Source organism: Streptomyces sp. NPDC020845 (genome assembly GCF_044334165.1).
Classification (GTDB): Bacteria; Actinomycetota; Actinomycetes; order Streptomycetales; family Streptomycetaceae; genus Streptomyces.
The window spans coordinates 546640-569603 of the sequence record NZ_JBIRSJ010000001.1; the positions used below are offsets into that span (position 1 = coordinate 546640).

1 protein-coding gene (running past one end of the window) is annotated in these 22964 nt (G+C 71.3%); it reads left to right on the forward strand.

Annotated elements, in window-relative coordinates; genetic code table 11:
• Positions 1 to 33 precede the first annotated feature (33 nt).
• Positions 34 to 22964, forward strand: the 5' portion of a protein-coding gene (locus tag ACH4U7_RS01985) for a type I polyketide synthase (protein WP_398526080.1). Its footprint extends 9679 nt past the window's final position; 22931 of the gene's 32610 nt are visible here — the first part of the coding sequence; its start codon is at positions 34 to 36; its stop codon lies beyond the right edge, outside the window.

The window sequence follows — 22964 nt, forward strand, 5'->3', positions numbered from 1 at the left end:
CCAGCCTTCAGCCAAACACGGAGGATCACTTCCATGCCTGACGACCGGAAGCTCGTCGACTATCTCAAGTGGGTCACCGCCGATCTGCACCAGACCCGTCAGCGGCTCCAGGAGGTCGAGGCGGGCAAGCAGGAACCCATCGCGATCGTATCGATGGCCTGCCGCTACCCGGGCGGGGTGGCGTCGCCCGAAGACCTGTGGAGACTCGTCATCGGCGAAGGTGACGGCATCTCCGGATTCCCCACCTCCCGCGGCTGGGACCTGGACACGCTGTACGCCCCCGACCGGGACCCCCGCGGGAACACGAGCTATGTGCGTGAGGGTGGGTTCCTGCACGAGGCGGGGGAGTTCGACCCGGGGTTCTTCGGGATTTCGCCGCGTGAGGCGCTGGCGATGGATCCGCAGCAGCGGCTGTTGCTGGAGACCTCGTGGGAAGCGATCGAGCGGGCCGGGATCGACCCGCTCACGCTCCAGGGCAGCAGGACCGGTGTCTTCGCCGGAGTGATGTACCACGACTACGGCTCCGGCGCGGAGTTCCCCCAGGAGACGATGGCATTCCTGGGCACCGGCACCGCGGGCAGCGTGATGTCGGGCCGGATCTCCTACACCCTGGGGCTCGAAGGCCCCACGGTGACGCTGGACACCGCGTGTTCGTCGTCGCTGGTGGCGCTGCATCTGGCGGCCCAGGCGCTGCGCGGCGGCGAATGCAGCCTGGCGCTGGCCGGTGGTGTGACGGTCATGGCCACTCCGGGGCCTTTTGTGGACTTCAGCGCGCAGGGCGGCCTGGCGGCCGATGGCCGGTGCAAGTCCTTCTCCGAGAGCGCTGATGGGGTGGGCTGGTCCGAGGGCGTCGGCATGCTGATGCTGGAGCGGCTGTCGGACGCCCAGCGCAATGGCCATGAGGTGCTGGCCATCTTGCGGGGCTCGGCGGTGAACCAGGACGGTGCCTCGAACGGGCTCACGGCGCCGAACGGCCCGGCCCAGCAGCGCGTCATCAAGCAGGCCCTGGCCGGCGCCGGGCTGTCCGCCACGGACATCGACGTCGTCGAGGCGCATGGCACCGGTACCACGCTGGGCGATCCCATCGAAGCACAGGCGCTGCTCGCGACGTACGGTCAGGGCCGGGACGAGCAACACCCGGTCCTGCTGGGCTCGATCAAGTCGAACATCGGCCACACCCAGGCCGCCTCCGGTGTCGCCGGGGTGATCAAGATGGTCATGGCGCTGCGACACGGCATGCTGCCCGCCACCCTGCACCTCGACGAGCCGACCTCGCATGTGGACTGGTCGGCGGGTGCGGCGAAGCTGCTGGCCGAGCGGACCGAGTGGCCGGAGACCGGGCGTCCGCGCCGCGCCGCGGTGTCGTCGTTCGGTATCAGCGGTACGAACGCCCACACCATCATCGAGCAGGCCCCGGCAGTGGAGGCCGGGGACGACACGGCGACGCCGACCGCCGCCCCCGGCGTGCTGCCGGTGGTGGTGTCCGGAAAGACGGTGGGCGCGCTGCGCGCACAGGCGGCGCGCATCGCCGAGCGCCTGGACGAGGATCAGGACGCCCGCTTTGTCGATGTGGTGTTCTCGTTGGCGACCACACGATCGGCGTTCGAGCGTCGGGGCGTGGTGCTGGCCACCGACCGTGCCGGTGCCGTCGAGGGTCTGCGCGCGCTCGCGCACGGCACCTCCGCACCGGGACTGCTCAGCGGGGCAGTGCGGCCGGGCGGTGGGCTCGGGGTGTTCTTCTCGGGGCAGGGCAGTCAGCGGGCGGGGATGGGCCGGGAGTTGTACGGGCGGTTCCCGGTGTTCGCGGAAGCTCTGGATGAGGTGTGTGCGCAGCTGGACCAGGGGCTGGACCGGCCGTTGCGGGAGGTGATGTTCGCCGAGCCCGGGTCGGTCGAGGCGGGGTTGCTGGATGAGACGGGGTGGACGCAGCCCGCGTTGTTCGCCATCGAGGTGGCGCTGTTCCGGCTGGTGGAGTCGTGGGGGATCACGCCGGACCATCTGGCGGGTCATTCGATCGGTGAGATCGCCGCGGCACATGTGGCCGGGGTGTTCTCGCTTGCGGACGCGTGCACGTTGGTGGCGGCGCGGGCCCGGCTGATGCAGGAGTTGCCGTCCGGCGGGGCGATGGTGTCGCTTCAGGCCACCGAGGACGAGGTCGTTCCGTATCTGACGGATGGGGTGTCGGTCGCGGCGGTCAACGGACCGCGCTCGGTGGTGATCGCCGGTGACGAGGCCGCGGTGCTGGAGGTGGCGGCCCGGTTCGAGGCCGAGGGACGTAAGACCAAGCGGCTGACGGTCAGCCACGCCTTCCACTCCCCGTTGATGGACCCGATGCTGGATGAGTTCCGGCGTGTGGTGGAGGGGCTGTCGTTCGCGGAGCCTCAGGTTCCGCTCGTCTCGAATGTGACCGGTGAGGTGGCGTCGGCTGAGCTGGTCTGCACGCCGGACTACTGGGTGCGGCATGTACGGGAGACCGTTCGGTTCGCCGACGGCGTGGCCGCGTTGAGCGCTGCGGGGGTGACCGCGTTTCTGGAGCTCGGACCCGACGGTGTGCTCTCCGCCATGGCGCAGGAAAGCCTGCCCGACCAGTCGGATGACATGGTGGTCATCCCGTCCCTGCGCAAGGGGCGTGAGGACGAGGCAGCCCTGGTCGCGGCGCTGGCCAGGCTGCATATCGCCGGCGTCAAGCTGGACTGGACGGCGTTCTTCGCCGGGACCGGGGCGCAGCGGGTGGACCTGCCCACGTACGCCTTCCAGCATGAACACTACTGGCCGAACGCGCTGGTGAGGACCGGAGACGCCGGCGGGTTGGGACTCATGTCCGCCGAACACCCGCTGCTCGGCGCGGCCATCGGCCTGGCGGACTCGGGCGGCGTACTGTTCACCGGCCGGCTGTCGCTGCGGTCGCACCCGTGGCTTGCCGACCACGCCGTGGGCGGTGTGGTGCTGTTCCCGGGGACCGGTTTCCTGGAGCTGGCGATCCGCGCCGGGGACCAGGTCGGCTGCGCACGGATCGAGGAATTCACCCTGGCCGAGCCGCTGGTGCTGGGTGAGCGGGACGCGGTCGCCGTCCAGCTGTGGGTGGGCCCGGCCGATGACTCGGGCCACCGGAACATACACCTGTACTCACGTCCCGCCGACGCGGTGGAGCAACCGTGGGTGGAACACGCCTCCGGCGTCCTGGGCGCGGAGGAGCGCACCCCGGACTTCGACGCGTCCGTATGGCCGCCCGAGGGAGCTGCCGCGCTGGACCTCGACGGCTTCTACGAGCGGTTCGCCGAGGGTGGGTTCGGTTACGGACCGCTGTTCCAGGGGCTCCGGGGAGCCTGGGAGCGCGGCGACGAGGTGTTCGCGGAGGTGGCGCTGGAGGAGCAGGCAGCGGACGCGGAGTCGTTCGGTGTGCATCCCGCACTGCTGGACGCGGCCTTGCACGCCGTCTCGTTCGTGGATCTCGGGGAGCCGGGGCGCGGACTGCTGCCGTTCTCATGGAACGGTGTGTCCCTGCACTCAGGAGGGGCCTCCGTATTGCGGGTGCGGTTGGCCAGGTCCGGCGCCGAATCGGTGTCCCTGACCGCCGCCGATGGGGTCGGCGCGCCGGTCATCTCGGTCGAGTCGCTGGCGCTGCGCCCGGTGACAGCCGATCAGCTGGCCGGCTCCGGTACGGCGCGACAGGACTCGCTGTACCGCCTGGAGTGGGTGCCGGCACCCGCGCTGACCTCCCCCATGGACGCGGTCGCCGCCTTGGACGTGGCCGAGCTGAGCACCGATGTGGCGTCCCTGGAAGGCAGCCCCGACCTGGTCGTCGTGGCACTCGACCCCGTTGATTCGATCGCCACCCCCGACGCCGTGCACGAGATCACGGCACGGGTGCTCGGCCTGATCCAGGAGTGGCTGGCCGACGACCGGTTCGCCGACTCCCGTCTGCTCTTCGTCACCCGGGGAGCCATCGCGGCCGACGACGGTGCGACGGTGACCGACCTGGGCGGGGCCGCGGCATGGGGGCTGGTGCGCTCGGCCCAGTCCGAGCACCCGGGCAGGTTCCTGCTCGTCGACGTGGACGAGCGGGAGACCTCCATGTCCGCGCTGCCCGCGGCACTCGCCTCGGGCGAGCCCCAGGTCGTGGTGCGCGACGGCGTCGTACGCACCGGCCGGCTCGCCCGAATGGTTACGGGCACCAACCTGATGCCCCCGGCGGGTGCGCCGTGGCGGCTGGACAGCGGGCAGCGGGACCGGCTGGACAACCTCGCCCTGCAGACCGCCCCGGAGGCCACCAGGCCGCTGGTGGCCGGTGAGGTCCGGCTGTCCGTACGCGCCGCCGGACTCAACTTCCGCGATGTGCTCAGCGCCCTGGGCATGTATCCCGGAGAGGCCGCGCCCATGGGCGGTGAGGCGGCCGGAGTGGTCGTCGAGACCGGCCCCGAGGTGACCGGGCTACGCGTCGGCGACCGGGTGATGGGCCTGGTGGCCGGCTCCTTCACCCCCCGCATCGCCGTGGACCAGCGCGCGCTGGTGAAGGTCCCCGACGAGTGGTCGTTGGAGGATGCCGCGGCGGTGCCGCTGGTGTTCCTCACCGCGTATTACGGTCTGGCGGATCTGGCGGGGTTGTCGTCGGGTGAGTCGGTGCTGGTGCATGCGGGTGCCGGTGGTGTGGGGATGGCGGCGGTTCAGCTGGCGCGGCATCTGGGTGCGGAAGTGTTCGCGACGGCGAGTGAGGGCAAGTGGGATGCGTTGCGGTCGCTGGGGATCCCGGACGACCACATCGCTTCCTCCCGTACGACGGACTTCGCGGAGCGGTTCCTCGAGGTGACCGGTGGGCGGGGCGTCGATGTGGTGCTGAACTCACTCGCGGGTGAGTTCATCGACGCGTCGGTGTGGCTGCTGCGCCCGGGTGGCCGCTTCCTGGAGATGGGCAAGACCGACATCCGCGACGCGGAAACGGTGAACGGCGAATACCTCCCCTTCGACCTGGCGGACGTGGAGCTCGACCGGACACAGCGGATGCTGGTCGAGCTGATGGAGCTGTTCGAGACGGGTGCGCTGCGGCCGCTTCCGGTGACGGCGTGGGACGTGCGGCGGGCGCGGGACGCTTTCCGGTTCATGAGCCAGGCCAAGCACACGGGCAAGATCGTGCTGACCATGCCGCGTGAATGGGACCCCGAGGGCACCGTGCTGATCACCGGGGGTACGGGTGGTCTGGGCAGTGTGCTCGCGCGGCATGTGGTGGGTGTGCGTGGGGCGAGGCATGTGCTGTTGACGAGCCGCCGTGGGCTGGATGCTCCGGGTGCGGTGGAGCTGCGGGCGGAGTTGGCGGAGCTCGGCGCCGAGGTGTCGGTGGTGGCGTGTGACGTGGCGGATCGTGACGCGGTGGCGGATGTGCTGGCGTCGGTTCCGGCAGAGCATCCGCTCACCGCCGTGGTGCATACGGCCGGTGTGCTGGACGACGGTGTGGTGGGGGCGCTGACACCGGACCGGTTGAGCGCGGTACTGCGCCCGAAGGTGGACGCGGCGTGGCATCTGCATGAGCTGACGCGCGAGCTGGATCTGGCGGCGTTTGTGGTGTTCTCGTCGGTGGCCGGATCAATGGGCGCACCGGGGCAGGCGAATTACGCGGCGGGCAATGCGTTCCTGGATGCGCTGATGATGCGTCGGCGGGCAGAGGGGTGCGCCGGGCAGTCGCTGGTGTGGGGGCCGTGGGCCCAGGACAGCGGGATGACCGGCGGTTTGAACGAGGCCGACCTGCACCGGATGAGCACCGCCGGACTCCCGGCCATCAGCACCGAGCAGGGCATGGCCCTCTTCGACGCCGCCACCGCGCTGCACGACGCGATGGTCGTCCCCGTACCGCTCGACCTCACGGCCCTGCGGTCGCTCGGCGAGATACCGGGCCTGCTGCGTGGGCTCGTCCGGCCGACACGGCGTACGGCGGCCGCGGCGCTGCCCGCCTCCGGCGCCGCCGCCGAGCTCACCCGGCGCCTGGCGGGGCTGCGGGGCGCCGACCGGGTCCAGATCCTGGTGGACCTGGTGCGCGCCGAGGTCGCGTCCGTCCTGGGATACGCATCGCCGGACGCGGTGGAGATCCGGCGGGAGTTCCGCGAGCTCGGATTCGACTCGCTGACCGCGGTCGAGCTGCGCAACCGGCTGAACACGGCCACCGGGCTGCGCCTGCCGTCCACGCTTGTCTTCGACTACCCGACGCCGGCCGTGCTGGCCGACTTCCTGGTGGCGGAACTGGTGGGAACCGACAGCGCCGTCGCGGCCCCCGTGGCCGGGGCGGTCCGTACGGACGACGACCCCGTGGTCATCGTGTCCATGGCCTGCCGCTACCCGGGCGGGGTCCTCTCACCGGAGGATCTGTGGAACCTGGTGCTCGCCGAGGGCGACGGCATCTCGGAGTTTCCGACGTCTCGTGGGTGGGACCTGGAGTCGCTGTACGACCCGAACCGTGCGCGCCGCGGCACCAGCTATGTACGAGCGGGAGGGTTCCTGCACGAGGCGGGGGAGTTCGACCCGGGGTTCTTCGGCATCTCGCCGCGTGAGGCGCTGGCGATGGACCCGCAGCAGCGGCTGCTGCTGGAAGTGTCCTGGGAGGCCATCGAGCGAGCCGGAATCGCTCCCACCTCACTGCGCGGTAGCCAGACCGGTGTCTTCGTCGGATCGCTGCACCACGACTACGCGTCGGGGCGCCTGGAATTCCCGCAGGACGTGCGTGCCTTCCTCGGCACCGGGACGGCCGGCAGTGTGATGTCGGGCCGGGTCTCCTACACGCTGGGCCTGGAGGGTCCGGCGGTCACGGTCGATACGGCATGTTCGTCATCCCTGGTGGCCATGCACCTCGGGGTACAGGCCCTGCGGTCGGGAGAGTGCTCCCTCGCGCTGGCCGGCGGCGTCACCGTCATGGCGACCCCCGGGCCGTTCATCGACTTCAGCGCTCAGGGCGGGCTCGCCGGCGACGGCCGGTGCAAGGCGTTCGCGGAGGGTGCCGACGGGACCGGCTGGTCGGAGGGTGTCGGCCTGGTGGTGCTTGAGCGGCTGTCGGATGCGCGGCGCAACGGGCATGAGGTGCTCGCGGTGGTGCGGGGTTCGGCGGTGAATCAGGATGGTGCGTCGAATGGTCTGACGGCGCCGAATGGTCCGTCGCAGCAGCGGGTGATCCGTCAGGCGCTGGCCAACGCGGGTCTGTCTCCGGCGGAGGTGGACGCGGTGGAGGCGCATGGCACCGGCACCACGCTGGGCGACCCCATCGAGGCGCAGGGGCTTCTCGCCACCTACGGGCAGGACCGCGAACACCCACTGCTGCTCGGGTCGATCAAGTCCAACATCGGGCACACCCAGGCGGCGGCCGGTGTGGCCGGTGTGATCAAGATGGTGATGGCGATGCGCCACGGTGTGCTGCCCAAGACGCTGCACGTGGACACGCCGTCCACGCATGTGGACTGGTCGATGGGGGACATCCAACTGCTCACCGAGTCCGTGGAGTGGCCGGAGCACAGCCGTCCGCGCCGGGCCGCGGTCTCGTCCTTCGGCCTCAGCGGCACCAACGCCCACACCATCATCGAACAGGCCCCGCTGCCCGAGGAGCCGCCTTCCGCCGACACGCGGCCCGGGCGCGCCGTGGCCCCTGCTGCCCTGCCGTGGGTGGTGTCGGCGAGGACGGCCGAGGCGTTGCGTGGGCAGGCGGTCAGTCTGCTGGCGCGGGTGGACAGCGACCCCGAGGCCATGCCGGTCGATATCGGCTACTCGCTGGTGTCCACGCGTTCGGTGTTGGAGCACCGGGCGGTGGTGGTCGGTGGTGACCGTGAGGAGTTGCTGTCCGGTCTGCGTGCTCTGGGTGCTGACGATCCCGCGGTGGGTGTGGTGTGTGGGGTTGCCGATGTGGAGGGGAGGTCGGTGTTCGTCTTCCCGGGGCAGGGTTCGCAGTGGGCGGGTATGGGTGCCCGCTTGTTGGACGAGTCCCCGGTGTTCGCCGAGCGGTTGGGGGAGTGTGCCGCGGCTCTGGCGCCGTTCATCGACTGGTCGTTGATGGATGTCGTGCGGCAGCTTGAGGGTGCGCCGTCGTTGGAGCGGGTTGATGTGGTGCAGCCGGTGTCGTGGGCGGTGATGGTGTCGCTCGCGGCCATGTGGCGTTCGCATGGAGTGGAGCCGGATGCGGTGGTGGGTCACTCGCAGGGTGAGATCGCCGCCGCGTGTGTGGCGGGTGCGTTGTCGCTGGAGGACGGCGCCCGGGTGGTTGCGTTGCGCAGCCAGGCCATCGCGCGCCGGCTTGCCGGTGCTGGTGGTATGGCGTCGGTGCCGTTGCCGGTCGCCGAGGTCGAGGCGCGGCTGGAGCGGTGGGGCGGCCGGGTGTCGGTTGCCGCGGTCAACGGGCCCCGGTCGGTGGTCGTCTCGGGTGACCGGGAGGCGCTGGACGAGCTGGTCGAGGAGCTGACGGGCGAGGAGGTGCGTATCCGCCGTATCGCCGTGGACTACGCCTCCCACTCCGCGCACGTCGAGGGGATCCACGAGGAACTGCTGGCGGAGCTCGCGCCGGTTGCTCCGCGCGCGGTGGAGGTTCCGTTCCTGTCCACGGTGACCGGTGAGTGGCTTGAGGGTGGTGAGCTGGGCGCGGACTACTGGTACCGCAATCTGCGGCAGACGGTGGGCTTCGAGCCCGCCGTACGGGAGCTGCTGGCACAGCGTCATCGGGCGTTCATCGAGATCAGCGCGCATCCCGTACTGACGGTCGGGGTCCAGGAGACCATCGACGACGTCGATGTGGCGGCGGTGGTCGCTGGTACGCTGCGCCGGGACGAGGGCGGACTCGGCCGCTTCCTGACCTCGCTGGCGGAGGTCTTCGTCCGTGGTGGCGCCGTCGACTGGGCGAGTGTGTTCGCGGACACCGGCGCCCACCACGTCGACCTGCCCACCTACGCCTTCCAGCACGAGCTGTACTGGCCGAACGCCTCCATGCGGGTGGGCAACGTCACCGGCCTGGGCCAGGTGGCCGCCGGGCATCCGCTGCTCGGCGCCGCGGTCGAGCTGGCCGATGCGGGCGGGGTGCTGTTCACCGGCCGGCTGTCGCTGCGGTCGCACCCCTGGCTGGCGGATCACGCCGTGGGCGGTGTGGTGCTGTTCCCGGGGACCGGTTTCCTGGAGCTGGCGATCCGCGCCGGCGATCAGGTGGGCTGTGACCTGGTCGACGAGCTCACCCTGCTCGCGCCCCTGGTGCTGGGGGAGCGCGATGCCGTCGCCATCCAGCTGTGGGTGGGGGCGCCGGACGAGACCGGCCGCCGCACCGTGAACATGTACTCGCGCGCCGCCGAAGCCGCCGAGCAGCCGTGGACGCACCATGCCACCGGTATGCTCGCCCAGGGGGAGCGTACGGCGCGGTTCGACGGAGCCGTATGGCCGCCCGAAGGCGCGGTCGTCGCCGATATGGAGGACTTCTACGCGCGGCTCGCCGACGGCGGGTTCGCGTATGGACCGCTCTTCCAGGGGCTGCGGGCGGTGTGGCAGCGCGGCGACGAGGTGTTCGCCGAGGTGGCACTCCCCGAGCAGACAGGCGGCGACGCCGAGTCGTTCGCGATGCATCCGGCCCTGCTGGACGCGGCCTTGCACGCCGTGTCGTTCGTGAACCTCGAAGCCGCCGAGGGCGGACGCCTACCCTTCTCCTGGAGCGGTGTGTCCCTGCACGCCACGGGCGCCTCCATGCTGCGCGTACGCCTGACCCGGCGCGACGCGGAGTCGGTCTCGCTGGCGGCCGTGGACACCGATGGCGCGCCGGTGGTCTCGGCAGACTCGCTGGTGCTGCGCCCGGTGTCGGCCGAACAGCTGGCAGGTGCCCGAGCCGGTGAGCAGGATTCGCTGTTCCGGCTGGAATGGGTCCCCGTCCAGGTCGATACGGCGGCGCCCGGCGCACTCGACATCGTGGAACTGACCGCGGACCAGGCCACGGACCCGGCGTCGTTGGCCACGGTGCTGGAGGTGGCGACGGTCACCTGGGAGTCGGCCGACTCCTCCTCGGCGGCCGAAGCGGTGCACGAGGAGACCGCGCGGGCGCTTCGGCTCATCCAGAACTGGCTGGCCGACGAACGGCTCCAGGGCTCCCGGCTGGTCTTCGTCCTGCGCGACGCCGTCGCCGTCGAGTCGCCTGACATGGTGGCCGCGGCGGTCTGGGGGCTGGTGTCCAGCGCCCAGAGCGAGAACCCCGGACGGTTTGTGCTCGTGGACGCCGCTTCCCCGGACGAGGTGCGGACAGCGCTGGCGTCCGGCGAGCCGCAGGTCGTGGTGCGCGACGGCGGGGTATGCGTCGGCCGACTCGCCTCCGTAACCTCGCGCGGCTCGCTGCTGCCGCCGACCGGCGGAACGCCGTGGCGGCTGGACAGCCGGCAGAAGGGCAGTCTGGACAACCTCGAACTGCTCAGCTTCCCGGAGGCTGCCGAACCGCTGGCCCCCGGACAGATCCGGGTGGCCGTACGGGCCGCCGGCCTCAACTTCCGGGATCTTCTCAACGGCCTCAACGCACTGGGCGCCTTCCAGGACAAGGTGGGGCCACTCGGCAGCGAGGCGTCCGGTGTGGTCGTGGAGACCGGCCCCGAGGTGACCGGGCTGCGCGTCGGCGACCGGGTGGTCGGACTGGTCGACAACTCCTTCGGGCCCCTTGCGGTGGCCGCTGAGCGGGCGGTGACCCGGATTCCAGAGGGCTGGCGGTTCGAGGATGCCGCATCCGTCCCGGTCGCGTATCTGACCGCGTATTACGGTCTGGTGGATTTGGCGGGGTTGTCGTCGGGTGAGTCGGTACTGGTGCATGCGGGTGCCGGTGGTGTGGGGATGGCGGCCATCCAGCTGGCCCAGCATCTGGGCGCCGAGGTGTTTGCCACCGCGAGTGAGAGCAAGTGGGATGCGTTGCGTTCGCTGGGGATCCCGGATGACCACATCGCCTCCTCGCGTACGACGGACTTCGAGGAGCGGTTCCTCGAGGTGACCGGTGGGCGGGGCGTCGATGTGGTGCTGAACTCGCTCGCGGGTGAGTTCATCGACGCGTCCGCGCGGCTCCTGCGCCCGGGTGGCCGGTTCGTCGAGATGGGCAAGCTGGACATCCGCGACGCCGACAGCTTCACCGACGCGACGTACATCTGGTTCGACCTGCTCGACGCGGGCCCCGATCGTCTACAGAGCATGCTGGTCGAACTGATGGAGCTGTTCGAGGCGGGTGCGCTGCGGCCGCTTCCGGTGACGACCTGGGACGTGCGGCGGGCGCGGGACGCTTTCCGGTTCATGAGCCAGGCCAAGCACACGGGCAAGATCGTGCTGACCATGCCGCGTGAATGGGACCCCGAGGGCACCGTGCTGATCACCGGGGGTACGGGTGGTCTGGGCAGTGTGCTCGCGCGGCATGTGGTGACCGGGCACGGAGTGCGTCGACTGCTGCTCACCAGCCGCCGTGGGCTGGATGCCCCGGGCGCGGCCGAGATGCGGGCGGAGTTGGCGGAGCTGGGTGCCGAGGTGTCGGTGGTGGCGTGTGATGTGGCGGACCGGGACGCGGTGGCGGGTGTGCTGGCATCGATTCCGCCGGAGCATCCCCTCACGGCCGTGGTCCATGCGGCGGGTGTGCTGGACGACGGTGTGGTGGGGGCGCTGACGCCGGAGCGGCTGAGCGCCGTACTGCGGCCGAAGGTGGATGCGGCGTGGCATCTGCACGAGCTCACCCGCGACCTGGACCTGGCCGCCTTCGTGATGTTCTCCTCGCTCGCCGGGGTGATGGGCAACGCGGGGCAGGGCAACTACGCCGCCGCCAACGCAGCCCTCGACGCCCTGGCTCGCGGGCGCCGGGCGGCGGGGTTGGCCGGCCAGTCCCTCGTATGGGGCCTGTGGGCCCATGAAAGCGGCATGACCGGCAAGCTCACCGACGCCGACATCCAGCGTATGAGCGCCGCCGGCCTCCCGCCGATCAACGGCGAGGAGGGCATGGCCCTCTTCGACGCGGCGCTGTCCTGCGACGAGCCGGTGGTGGCACCCGTACGTCTGGACCTCGCCGCGTTCCGTGCGCAGCCCGAGGTGCCGAGCCTGCTGCGCGGGCTGGTCCGCACCACCCGCCGGGCGGCGGCAGCGGCAGCGGTGCCCGCGTCGGGCGCGGCGGCCGCGCTCACCCGGCAGCTGGCGGGAGTGGCGGAGTCCGAGCGCGCACCGGTCCTGGTGGACCTCATCCGTGGCCAGGCGGCCGCGGTCCTCGGACATGCCTCGGCCGAGGCCGTCGAGGCGCGCAAGGAGTTCCGCGAGCTGGGCTTCGACTCGCTGACCGCTATCGAGCTGCGCAACCGGCTGAACACGGCCACCGGGCTGCGCCTGCCGTCCACACTCGTCTTCGACTACCCCACCCCGATCGTCCTCGCGGAGCATCTGCTCTCGGAGCTCGTGGGCCAACGCGGCGAGGTGGTCTTGCCGACGGCCGTCACCTCGGGGCTTGCGGACGACCCGATCGTGATCGTCGGGATGAGCTGCCGCTACCCGGGCGGGGTTCGTTCGCCGGAGGACCTGTGGCGGCTGGTCGCCGAGGGCCGGGACGCCATCGCCGAACTCCCCACGGACCGCGGCTGGCAGGTCTACGGGGACCTCGCCTTCGAGGGCGGCTTCCTCTACGACGTCGCCGAGTTCGACGCGGGCTTCTTCGGGATTTCGCCGCGTGAGGCGCTGGCGATGGATCCGCAGCAGCGGCTGCTGCTGGAGACCTCGTGGGAGGTCTTCGAGCGCGCGGGCATCGACCCGGCCGACCTCCGCGGCACCGACACCGGTGTCTTCATCGGCGCAGGCAACGGTGGCTACGTGCCGCCGGAGGAGTCCCGCGGCCATCAGATGACCGGCCTGCTGACCAGCGTCGCGTCCGGGCGGCTGTCCTACACCTTCGGTCTCGAAGGCCCGGCACTGACGGTGGACAGCGCGTGTTCGTCGTCGCTGGTCACCATTCACCTCGCGGCGCAGTCGCTGCGCTCGGGCGAATGCTCCTTGGCGCTGGCGGGCGGTGTCACGGTCATGGCCACCCCGGCGGCCTTCGGAGAGTTCGACCAGCACGGCGGGCTCTCACCGGACAGCCGGTGCCGCCCGTTCGCCGATTCGGCCGCCGGAACTGGCTGGTCGGAGGGCGTGGGCCTGGTGGTGCTCGAGCGGTTGTCGGACGCCGTACGCAACGGGCATGAGGTGCTTGCGGTGGTGCGGGGTTCGGCGGTGAATCAGGATGGTGCGTCGAATGGTTTGACGGCGCCGAATGGTCCGTCGCAGCAGCGGGTGATCCGTCAGGCGCTGGCGAACGCCGGTCTGGCTCCGGCGGAGGTGGACGCGGTCGAGGCGCATGGCACCGGCACCACGCTGGGTGACCCGATCGAGGCGCAGGCGCTGCTCGCCACGTATGGGCAGGACCGTGAGCTGCCGCTGAGGCTGGGTTCCATCAAGTCCAACATGGGGCACACCCAGCTGGCGGCCGGTGTGGCCGGTGTGATCAAGATGGTCATGGCGCTGCGGAACGGTGTGCTGCCCAAGACGCTGCACGTGGACACGCCGTCCACGCATGTGGACTGGTCGGCGGGCGCGGTGGAGCTGTTGACCGAGTCGGTGGAGTGGCCGGAGACCGGGCGTCCGCGCCGGGCCGGTGTCTCCGCGTTCGGCGTCAGCGGCACCAATGTGCACGCCATCCTGGAGCAGGCGCCACAGCCTGCCGAGCCGATCCCGGGTGACCAGGACGGCTCTGCCGTGGCCCCTGCTGCCCTGCCCTGGGTGGTGTCGGCGAAGACGGCTGCGGCGTTGCGTGGGCAGGCGGCCGGTCTGCTGGCGCGGGTTGAGGCCGACCCGGAGCTGGAGCCCGTGGATGTGGGCTATTCGCTGGTGTCCACGCGGTCGGTGTTGGAGCACCGGGCGGTGGTGGTCGGTGGTGACCGTGAGGAGTTGCTGTCGGGCCTGCGTGCTCTGGGCGATGACGATCCCGCGGTGGGTGTGGTGTGTGGGGTTGCCGATGTGGAGGGGAGGTCGGTGTTCGTCTTCCCGGGGCAGGGTTCGCAGTGGGCGGGTATGGGTGCCCGGTTGTTGGACGAGTCCCCGGTGTTCGCGGAACGGCTGGGCGAATGTGCCGCGGCTCTGGCGCCGTTCATCGACTGGTCGTTGATGGACGTCGTACGGCAGGTTGAGGGTGCGCCGTCGTTGGAGCGGGTTGATGTGGTGCAGCCGGTGTCGTGGGCGGTGATGGTGTCGCTCGCGGCCATGTGGCGTTCGCATGGAGTGGAGCCGGATGCGGTGGTGGGGCACTCGCAGGGTGAGATCGCGGCGGCGTGTGTCGCGGGCGCGTTGTCGCTGGAGGACGGCGCACGTGTGGTGGCGCTGCGGAGCCAGGCGATCGCGCGTCGGCTTGCGGGTGCTGGTGGTATGGCGTCGGTGCCGTTGCCGGTCGCCGAGGTCGGGGCGCGGCTGGAGCGGTGGGGCGGCCGGGTGTCGGTTGCCGCGGTCAACGGGCCCCGGTCGGTGGTCGTGTCCGGTGACCGGGAGGCGCTGGACGAGCTGGTCGAGGAGTTGACCAGCGAGGAGGTGCGTATCCGCCGTATCGCCGTGGACTACGCCTCGCACTCGGCTCATGTCGAGGAGCTTCATGAGGAGTTGCTGGCGGAGCTCGCGCCGGTCGTGCCGCGCGCGGTGGAGGTGCCGTTCTTCTCCACGGTGACCGGTGAGTGGCTTGAGGGTGGTGAGCTGGGCGCGGACTACTGGTACCGCAATCTGCGGCAGACGGTGGGCTTCGAGCCCGCCGTACGGGAGCTGCTGGCCCGGCGCCATCGGGCGTTCATCGAGATCAGCGCGCATCCCGTACTGACGGTCGGGGTCCAGGAGACGGTCGACGACGTCGATGTGACTGCTGTGGTCGTGGGCACTTTGCGCCGGGACCAGGGTGGCAGTGACCGGTTCCTGGCCTCGCTGGCGGAGGTCTTCGTCCGTGGTGGCGCTGCCGACTGGGCGAGTGTGTTCGCGGACACCGGCGCCCACCGCGTCGACCTGCCCACGTACGCCTTCCAGCGGCAGCGCTACTGGCCCTCCGAGTCCACGCAGGCAGGCGATGTGACCGCCGCCGGTCTGGTGTCCCCGGAGCATCCGCTGCTCGGCGCCGCCGTGGAACTGGCGGACTCCGAGGGCCTGCTGTTCACCGGTAGTCTGTCACTGCGGTCGCATCCGTGGCTGGCGGATCACGCCGTGGGCGGTGTGGTGCTGTTCCCGGGCACCGGTTTCCTGGAGCTGGCGATCCGCGCCGGCGACCAGGTGGGCTGCGACCTGGTCGATGAACTCACACTCGCGGCCCCCCTGGTGGTGCCGGAGCGCGACGCGGTCGCGGTCCAGCTGCGGGTGGGGGCGCCCGATCCCTCCGGCCACCGCAGCCTCAGCGTGTACTCACGGCCTGCGGACGCGGCCGAGCAGCCGTGGTTGCAGCACGCCACCGGTGTGCTGGCGCACGGTGAGCGGACGGCCGACTTCGACGCCACCGTATGGCCGCCCACCGGCGCGGTCGTCGCCGACATGGAAGGTTTCTACGAGCGGTTCGCCGAGGGCGGCGTCGGCTACGGTCCGGTGTTCCAGGGGCTGCGCGCGGTGTGGCGGACCGAGGACGAGGTGTTCGCCGAGGTCGCGCTGCCGGAGCAGGTGAACGACGCCAAGTCGTACGGAATCCATCCGGCCCTGCTGGACGCGGCGCTGCACGCCGTATCGTTCACCGATCTCCCGGGGGCGGACCCGGAGTCCGAGCGGGGCCGGCTGCTGTTCTCGCTGAGCGGTGTCTCCTTGCACGCCAACGGGGCGTCCGTGCTGCGGGTGCGGCTGGCCCACGACGCCGCCGGGTCGCTGACCCTGGCAGCGGCCGACTCGGCTGGTGCCCCCGTCATCTCGGTCGAGTCCGTGGCGATCCGCCCGGTGTCCGCGGAGCAACTGGCCGCCGGGAACACTGCGGGCCAGGCCCACGATTCGCTCTATCGACTGGACTGGGTGGCGGCCCCGGCTGCCTCGCAGTCCGCGGACGGGCCGGAGACGGCCGAGCTGTCCACGGACGCGCTCGCGCACCTGGCGTCGCTGGAAACGGTGCCGGACGTGGTCATGGTCGAGGTCGGGGCGCTCGGCGCCACCGGCCCCATAGGACACACCGAGGCCCCGGACGGGGCGGGGGCGACGCACCAGGTGACGGCCCGGGTGCTGGAGCTGGTCCAGCACTGGGCGGCCGACGAGCGGTACGCGGACTCCCGCCTGGTGTTCATCACGCGCGGCGCCATCGCGGCGAGGAGCGGCGACACCGTCGCGGATCCGCGCGCAGCGGCCGTATGGGGCTTGCTGCGCTCGGCGCAGACGGAGTACCCGGGACACTTCCTCCTGGCCGATCTCGAAGATCGGCAGGAGGCCGCCGAGGTGCTGGCCGACGTTATCGCGTCCGGTGAGCCGCAGGTCGTGGTCCGGGACGGCGTCGTACTCGTCGGCCGGCTGGCCTCCGTCGCCTCGTCTGCCGGGCTGCTGCCCCCACCCGGCGGGGTGCCGTGGCGGCTGGAGAGCCGGCGCAAGGGCAGCCTGGACGCCCTCGAACTGATCACCGAAGCGCCCCAGGCGCAGCTTGCCACCGGTCAGGTACGGATGGCCGTACACGCCGCCGGGCTCAACTTCCGCGATGTGCTGGGCGCACTGGACATGTACCCGGGCGACCCCGGCCTGATGGGCAGCGAGGCCGCTGGTGTGGTCGTCGAGACCGGCTCCGGTGTGACCGGACTCCGTGTCGGGGACAGGGTCCTTGGTGTCGTGGCCGGCGGCTTCGGCCCGCTCGCGGCTGTCGATCAGCGCATGCTCGTCAAGATCCCTGATGGGTGGTCGTTTGAGGATGCCGCGGCGGTGCCGGTGGCGTTCCTCACCGCGTATTACGGGTTGGTGGATTTGGCGGGGTTGTCGTCGGGTGAGTCGGTGCTGGTGCATGCGGGTGCCGGTGGTGTGGGGATGGCGGCCGTCCAGCTGGCGCGGCTTCTGGGCGCCGAGGTGTTCGCCACCGCGAGTGAGTCGAAGTGGGACACGTTGCGCTCGCTGGGGATACCCGAGGATCACATCGCCTCGTCCCGTTCGACGGACTTCGAGGAGCGGTTCCTTGAGGTGACCGGTGGGCGGGGTGTGGATGTGGTGCTGAACTCGCTGGCGGGTGAGTTCGTCGACGCGTCGGTGCGGCTGCTGCGGTCGGGTGGCCGGTTCCTGGAGATGGGCAAGACCGACATCCGCGAGGCGGAAGCAGTGGAGGGCGATTACCTGCCCTTCGATCTGGCGGACGCCGGTCTGGACCGGACGCAGGAAATGCTGGTCGAGCTGATGGAGCTGTTCGGCGCGGGTGTGTTGCGTCCCTTGCCGGTGACGGCGTGGGATGTGCGGCGGGCGCGGGACGCCTTCCGGTTCATGAGCCAGGCGAGGCACACGGGCAAGATCGTGCTGACCATGCCGCCTCGCTGGGACCCCGAGGGCACCGTGCTGATCACCGGTGGCACAGGCGGTCTGGGCAGCAGGCTCGCTCGCCATCTCGCCGCCGAATGGGGGATGAAGCACCTGCTGCTGGTCAGCCGCCGCGGGCCGGACGCGCCCGGCGCGCCCGAACTGCGGGAGGAGCTGAGCGCCCACGGTGCCGATGTCACCATCGCCGCATGCGACGTGGCGGACCGCGACGCGCTGACCGCGCTGCTCGCCGGGGTTCCCGCGGAGCATCCGCTGACCGCGGTCGTCCACACCGCGGCCGCGCTCGACGACGGTGTGATCGCCTCGCTGACTCCCGAGCGGCTGGCCACGGTCTTCGGCCCGAAGGCGGACGCGGCCTGGCATCTGCATGAGCTGACCCGCGACCTGGACCTGGCCGCGTTCGTGACGTACTCGTCGGTCGCGGGCCAGCTCGGCGGCGCGGGTCTCGGCAGCTACGCCGCGGCCAACGCCTTCCTCGACGCGCTGGCCAACCACCGCAGGGCCGAGGGCCTGCCCGGCCAGTCGCTGTTGTGGGGGCCGTGGGCCCAGGACGGCGGTATGACCAGCGAGCTCACCGACACGGACATCCACCGGCTCAGCGCGGCCGGAATGCCGCTGCTGACCGAGGAACAGGGCGTCGCGCTGTTCGACGCGGCGGCCACCTGCGACGAACCAGTGGTGGCCCCCGTGCGCCTCAATCTCGCCGCGCTCCGTGCGCAGGGCGAGGTCCCGGGGCTGCTGCGCGGTCTGGTCCGTACGGCCCGCAGGACGGCGGGCGGCGCCTCCGCCTCCGAGTCCGGCGCGGCCGCCGCGCTGACCCAGCGGCTCGCCGGGCTGCGCGAGGCCGACCGTCTGCGCCTGCTGATCGATCTCGTACGCGGCCAGGCGGCAGCCGTACTGGGACACCCGTCGCCGGACGCGGTGGAGGTCCGGCGGGAGTTCCGAGAGCTGGGCTTCGACTCGCTGACCGCGGTCGAGCTGCGCAACCGGCTCGGCGGCGCGACCGGACTTCGACTGCCCGCCACCTTGGTGTTCGACTACCCCACGCCGACCGCGCTGGCCGAGTTCCTGCTGCGTGAGCTGCTGGGCGAGCACGGCGAGGTGATCCTGCCGACGGCCGTCACCTCGGGGCTCGCGGACGACCCGATCGTGATCGTCGGGATGAGCTGCCGCTACCCGGGCGGGGTCCGTTCGCCGGAAGACCTGTGGCGGCTGGTCGCCGAAGGGCGCGACGCCATCGCCGAACTGCCCACCGACCGCGGCTGGCGACTGGACCCGGGCGCCGGCTACGAGGGCGGTTTCCTCTACGACGCCGCGGAGTTCGACGCGGGCTTCTTCGGTATCTCGCCGCGCGAGGCGCTGGCGATGGACCCGCAGCAGCGGCTGCTGCTGGAGACCGCCTGGGAGGTGTTCGAGCGCACGGGCATCGACCCCGCCTCGGTCCGCGGGACGGACGCGGGCGTCTTCGTCGGCGCGACCGGCTTCGGCTACCTTCCGCCGCAGGAATCCCGCGGCCACCATATGACGGGCCAGGCCACCAGTGTGATCTCGGGGCGGCTGTCCTACACCTTCGGCCTCGAGGGCCCGGCCGTCACCGTGGACACCGCGTGTTCCTCCTCGCTGGTGGCGATGCACCTCGCCGCCCAGGCGCTGCGCACCGGCGAGTGCTCGCTGGCGCTGGCGGGCGGTGTCACGGTGATGTCGACGCCGATCGGTTTCGGCGAGTTCAACGAGCAGGGCGGGATGGCACCGGACGGCCGCTGTCACTCGTTCGCCGACTCTGCCGCAGGAACGAGCTGGTCGGAGGGTGTCGGCCTGGTCGTGCTCGAGCGGCTGTCGGACGCCGTACGCAACGGGCATGAGGTGCTTGCGGTGGTGCGGGGTTCGGCGGTGAATCAGGATGGTGCGTCGAATGGTTTGACGGCGCCGAACGGTCCGTCGCAGCAGCGGGTGATCCGTCAGGCGCTGGCGAACGCCGGTCTGGCTCCGGTGGATGTGGACGCGGTCGAGGCGCACGGTACGGGCACCACGCTGGGTGACCCGATCGAGGCCCAGGCGCTGCTCGCCACCTACGGGCAGGACCGGGAGCTGCCCCTGCGGCTCGGCTCCATCAAGTCCAACATGGGACACACTCAGGTCGCGGCCGGTATGGCCGGTGTGATCAAGATGGTCATGGCGCTGCGGAACGGAGTGCTGCCCAAGACGCTGCACGTGGACACGCCGTCCACGCATGTGGACTGGTCGGCGGGCGCGGTGGAGCTGTTGACCGAGTCGGTGGAGTGGCCGGAGACCGGGCGTCCGCGCCGGGCCGGTGTCTCGGCGTTCGGCGTCAGCGGCACCAATGTGCACACCATCCTGGAGCAGGCCCCGCTGCCCGCCGGGCCCAAGCCGGACGACCAAGAGATCCCCGCGGTGACCCCTGCCGCCCTGCCGTGGGTGGTGTCGGCGAAGTCGGCCGAGGCGTTGCGTGAGCAAGCCGCCAACCTGGCCTCGCATATGGAGAGTCACCCCGAGGCGACGCCGGCTGACATCGGACACTCGCTGGTGTCCACGCGGTCGGTGTTGGAGCACCGGGCGGTGGTGGTCGGTGGTGACCGCGAGGAGTTGTTGTCAGGTCTGACCGCCCTGGGTGCTGACGGCCCGGCGGTGGGTGTGGTGCGTGGGGTTGCCGATGTCGAGGGGAGGTCGGTGTTCGTCTTCCCGGGGCAGGGTTCGCAGTGGGCGGGTATGGGTGCCCGACTCATGGACGAGTCCCCGGCGTTCGCGGAACGGCTGGCCGAGTGTGCCGCGGCTCTGGCGCCGTTTACCCACTGGTCGCTGATGGATGTCGTACGGCAGGTTGAGGGTGCGCCGTCGCTGGAGCGGGTTGATGTGGTGCAGCCGGTGTCGTGGGCGGTGATGGTGTCGCTCGCGGCCCTGTGGCGTTCGTATGGTGTGGAGCCGGATGCGGTGGTGGGGCACTCGCAGGGTGAGATCGCGGCGGCGTGTGTCGCGGGCGCGTTGTCGCTGGAGGACGGCGCACGTGTGGTCGCACTGCGGAGCCAGGCGATCGCGCGTCGGCTTGCGGGTGCTGGTGGTATGGCGTCGGTGCCGCTGCCGGTCGCCGAGGTCGAGGCGCGGCTGGAGCGCTGGGATGGCCGGGTGTCGATCGCGGCGGTCAACGGCCCCCGCTCGGTCGTCGTGTCCGGCGACTCGGAAGCGCTGGACCAGCTGGTCGAGGAGTTGACCGGCGAGGAGGTGCGTATCCGCCGTATCGCCGTGGACTACGCCTCCCACTCCGCGCATGTCGAGGAGCTCCACGAGGAGCTGTTGGCCGAGCTCGCGCCGGTTGCTCCGCGCACCGCAGAGGTGCCGTTCTTCTCCACGGTGACCGGTGACTGGCTCGACACCACGGGCATGGATGCGGACTACTGGTACCGCAATCTGCGGCAGACGGTGGGCTTCGAACCGGCCATCCGCGCCCTCCTGGCGCAGGAACACCGGGCGTTCATCGAGGTCAGCTCCCACTCCGTACTCACGATGGCGGTCCAGGAGACCATCGACGCCACCGGCGACCACGCCGCCACGGCCGGCACGCTGCGCCGGGACGAGGGCGGTCTCGGCCGCTTCCTGACCTCGCTGGCCGAGGTCTTCGTACGCGGTGTCGACGTCGCCTGGGCGGGCATGTTCGCCGACACCGGTGCCCACCGTGTCGACCTGCCGACCTACGCGTTCCAGCGCGAGCGCTACTGGCCGGACGAGGCCAGGACCGGTGCCCCGGCCGCGGAGGCCGATACGGCGGATGCGGAGTTCTGGTCCGCCGTCGAACAGGAAGACCTGGAATCCCTCGCCGACTGGCTGGAGATCGACGGAGGCTCGCTGGGCGCCGTGCTGCCCGCGCTCTCCGCCTGGCGGGGCAGGCGCCGTGAGGAGTCCACCGTGGACTCCTGGCGCTACCGGACCGAGTGGCGGCCGCTGCGAATGTCCTCGGTGCCGGTGCTGACCGGGACCTGGCTGGTCGTGACCGCCGACGGCATCGCGGACGGCGAGGTGACCGCGGCCCTCGCCGGGCATGGCGCACAGGTCCGGCGGCTGGAGCTGGACGAGTCGTGTGTCGACCGCGCCGAACTCGCGTCCAGGCTCCAAGGCGTGGACGGCATCGAGGACATCCGCGGCATGGTGTCGGTCCTGGCCTTCGCCGAGCAGCCGAGCGCCAGCTACCCGGCGCTGCCCTCCGGGCTCGCGTTGAGCCTCGCGCTGGTGCAGGCGCTGGACGACATCGGCGCCGACGCGCGGCTGTGGTGCCTCACCCGCGGAGCCGTGTCGACCGGCCGTTCCGACCGGCTGACCAGCCCGGTGCAGGCACAGGTCCTCGGCCTGGGCCGGACGGCCGCGCTGGAGCACCCGCGCCGCTGGGGCGGCCTGGTGGACCTGCCCGCCGAGCTCGACCAGCGCGCCGCGCAGCGGCTGGCCGGCGCGCTCGCCGGGACGGAAGGCGAGGACGGCGAGGGCGAGTTCGCGATCCGGCCCTCCGGCGTGTTCGTACGGCGCGTGGTGCGCACACCCGCCGACGACTCCGCCCCCAAGGGCCGTTGGCAGCCGCGCGGCACCACTCTTATCACCGGCGGCACCGGTGTGCTCGGCCAGTATCTGGCCCGGTGGCTCGCGCACAACGGGGCCGAAGACCTGGTGCTGACCAGCCGTCGCGGTATGGCCGCGGCCGGCGCCGCCGAGCTGGTGGCCGAGCTGGCCGAGCTGGGTACGACCGTGGAGGTCGTGGCCTGCGATGTGGCGGACCGGGACGCGGTGGCCGCGATGATCAGCCGGCTCACGGGCGAGGGACGGGTCATCCGCACCGCCGTCCATGTGGCCGCCTACATCGATCTGGTCTCGCTGTCCGCCACCGACCACGACACGTTCGCCGCGATCGTCGACGCCAAGGTCGCGGGCGCCCGCCATCTGCACGAGCTGCTGGACGACGAACAACTCGACGCCGTCGTGTACTACTCGTCGATCGCGGGCATCTGGGGCAGCGGCGACCACGGCGCGTACGGGGCGGCCAACTCCTACCTGGAGGCGCTGGCGGAACACCGGCGCGCCCACGGTCTGCGCGCCACCTCGATCGCATGGGGCATCTGGCGCGACGATCAGGTACGGGTCGACCCGCGGCAGATCCTCGGCAGCGGTCTGCGCTATATGCAGCCCGAGCTCGCCCACACCGGTCTGCGGCGCGCACTGGACGACGACGAGACGCTGCTGACGATCGCCGACATCGACTGGGATCGCTACTACCCGGTCTACACCTCGGTGCGCCCCAGCCCGCTGTTCAGCGAGGTGCCCGAGGTACGCGGGATTCTCCAGCGGGCCGAGGACACCGTCGCCGCCTCCGCGGACGGCGAGTTCGCCGCGCGTATCCGCGGCCTGTCCGCCGCCGAGGGGGAGCGTGCGCTGCTGGACCTGGTGCGCGCCGAGGCGGCGGCCGTCCTGGGACACGCCTCCCCGGACGCGATCGCGGAGCG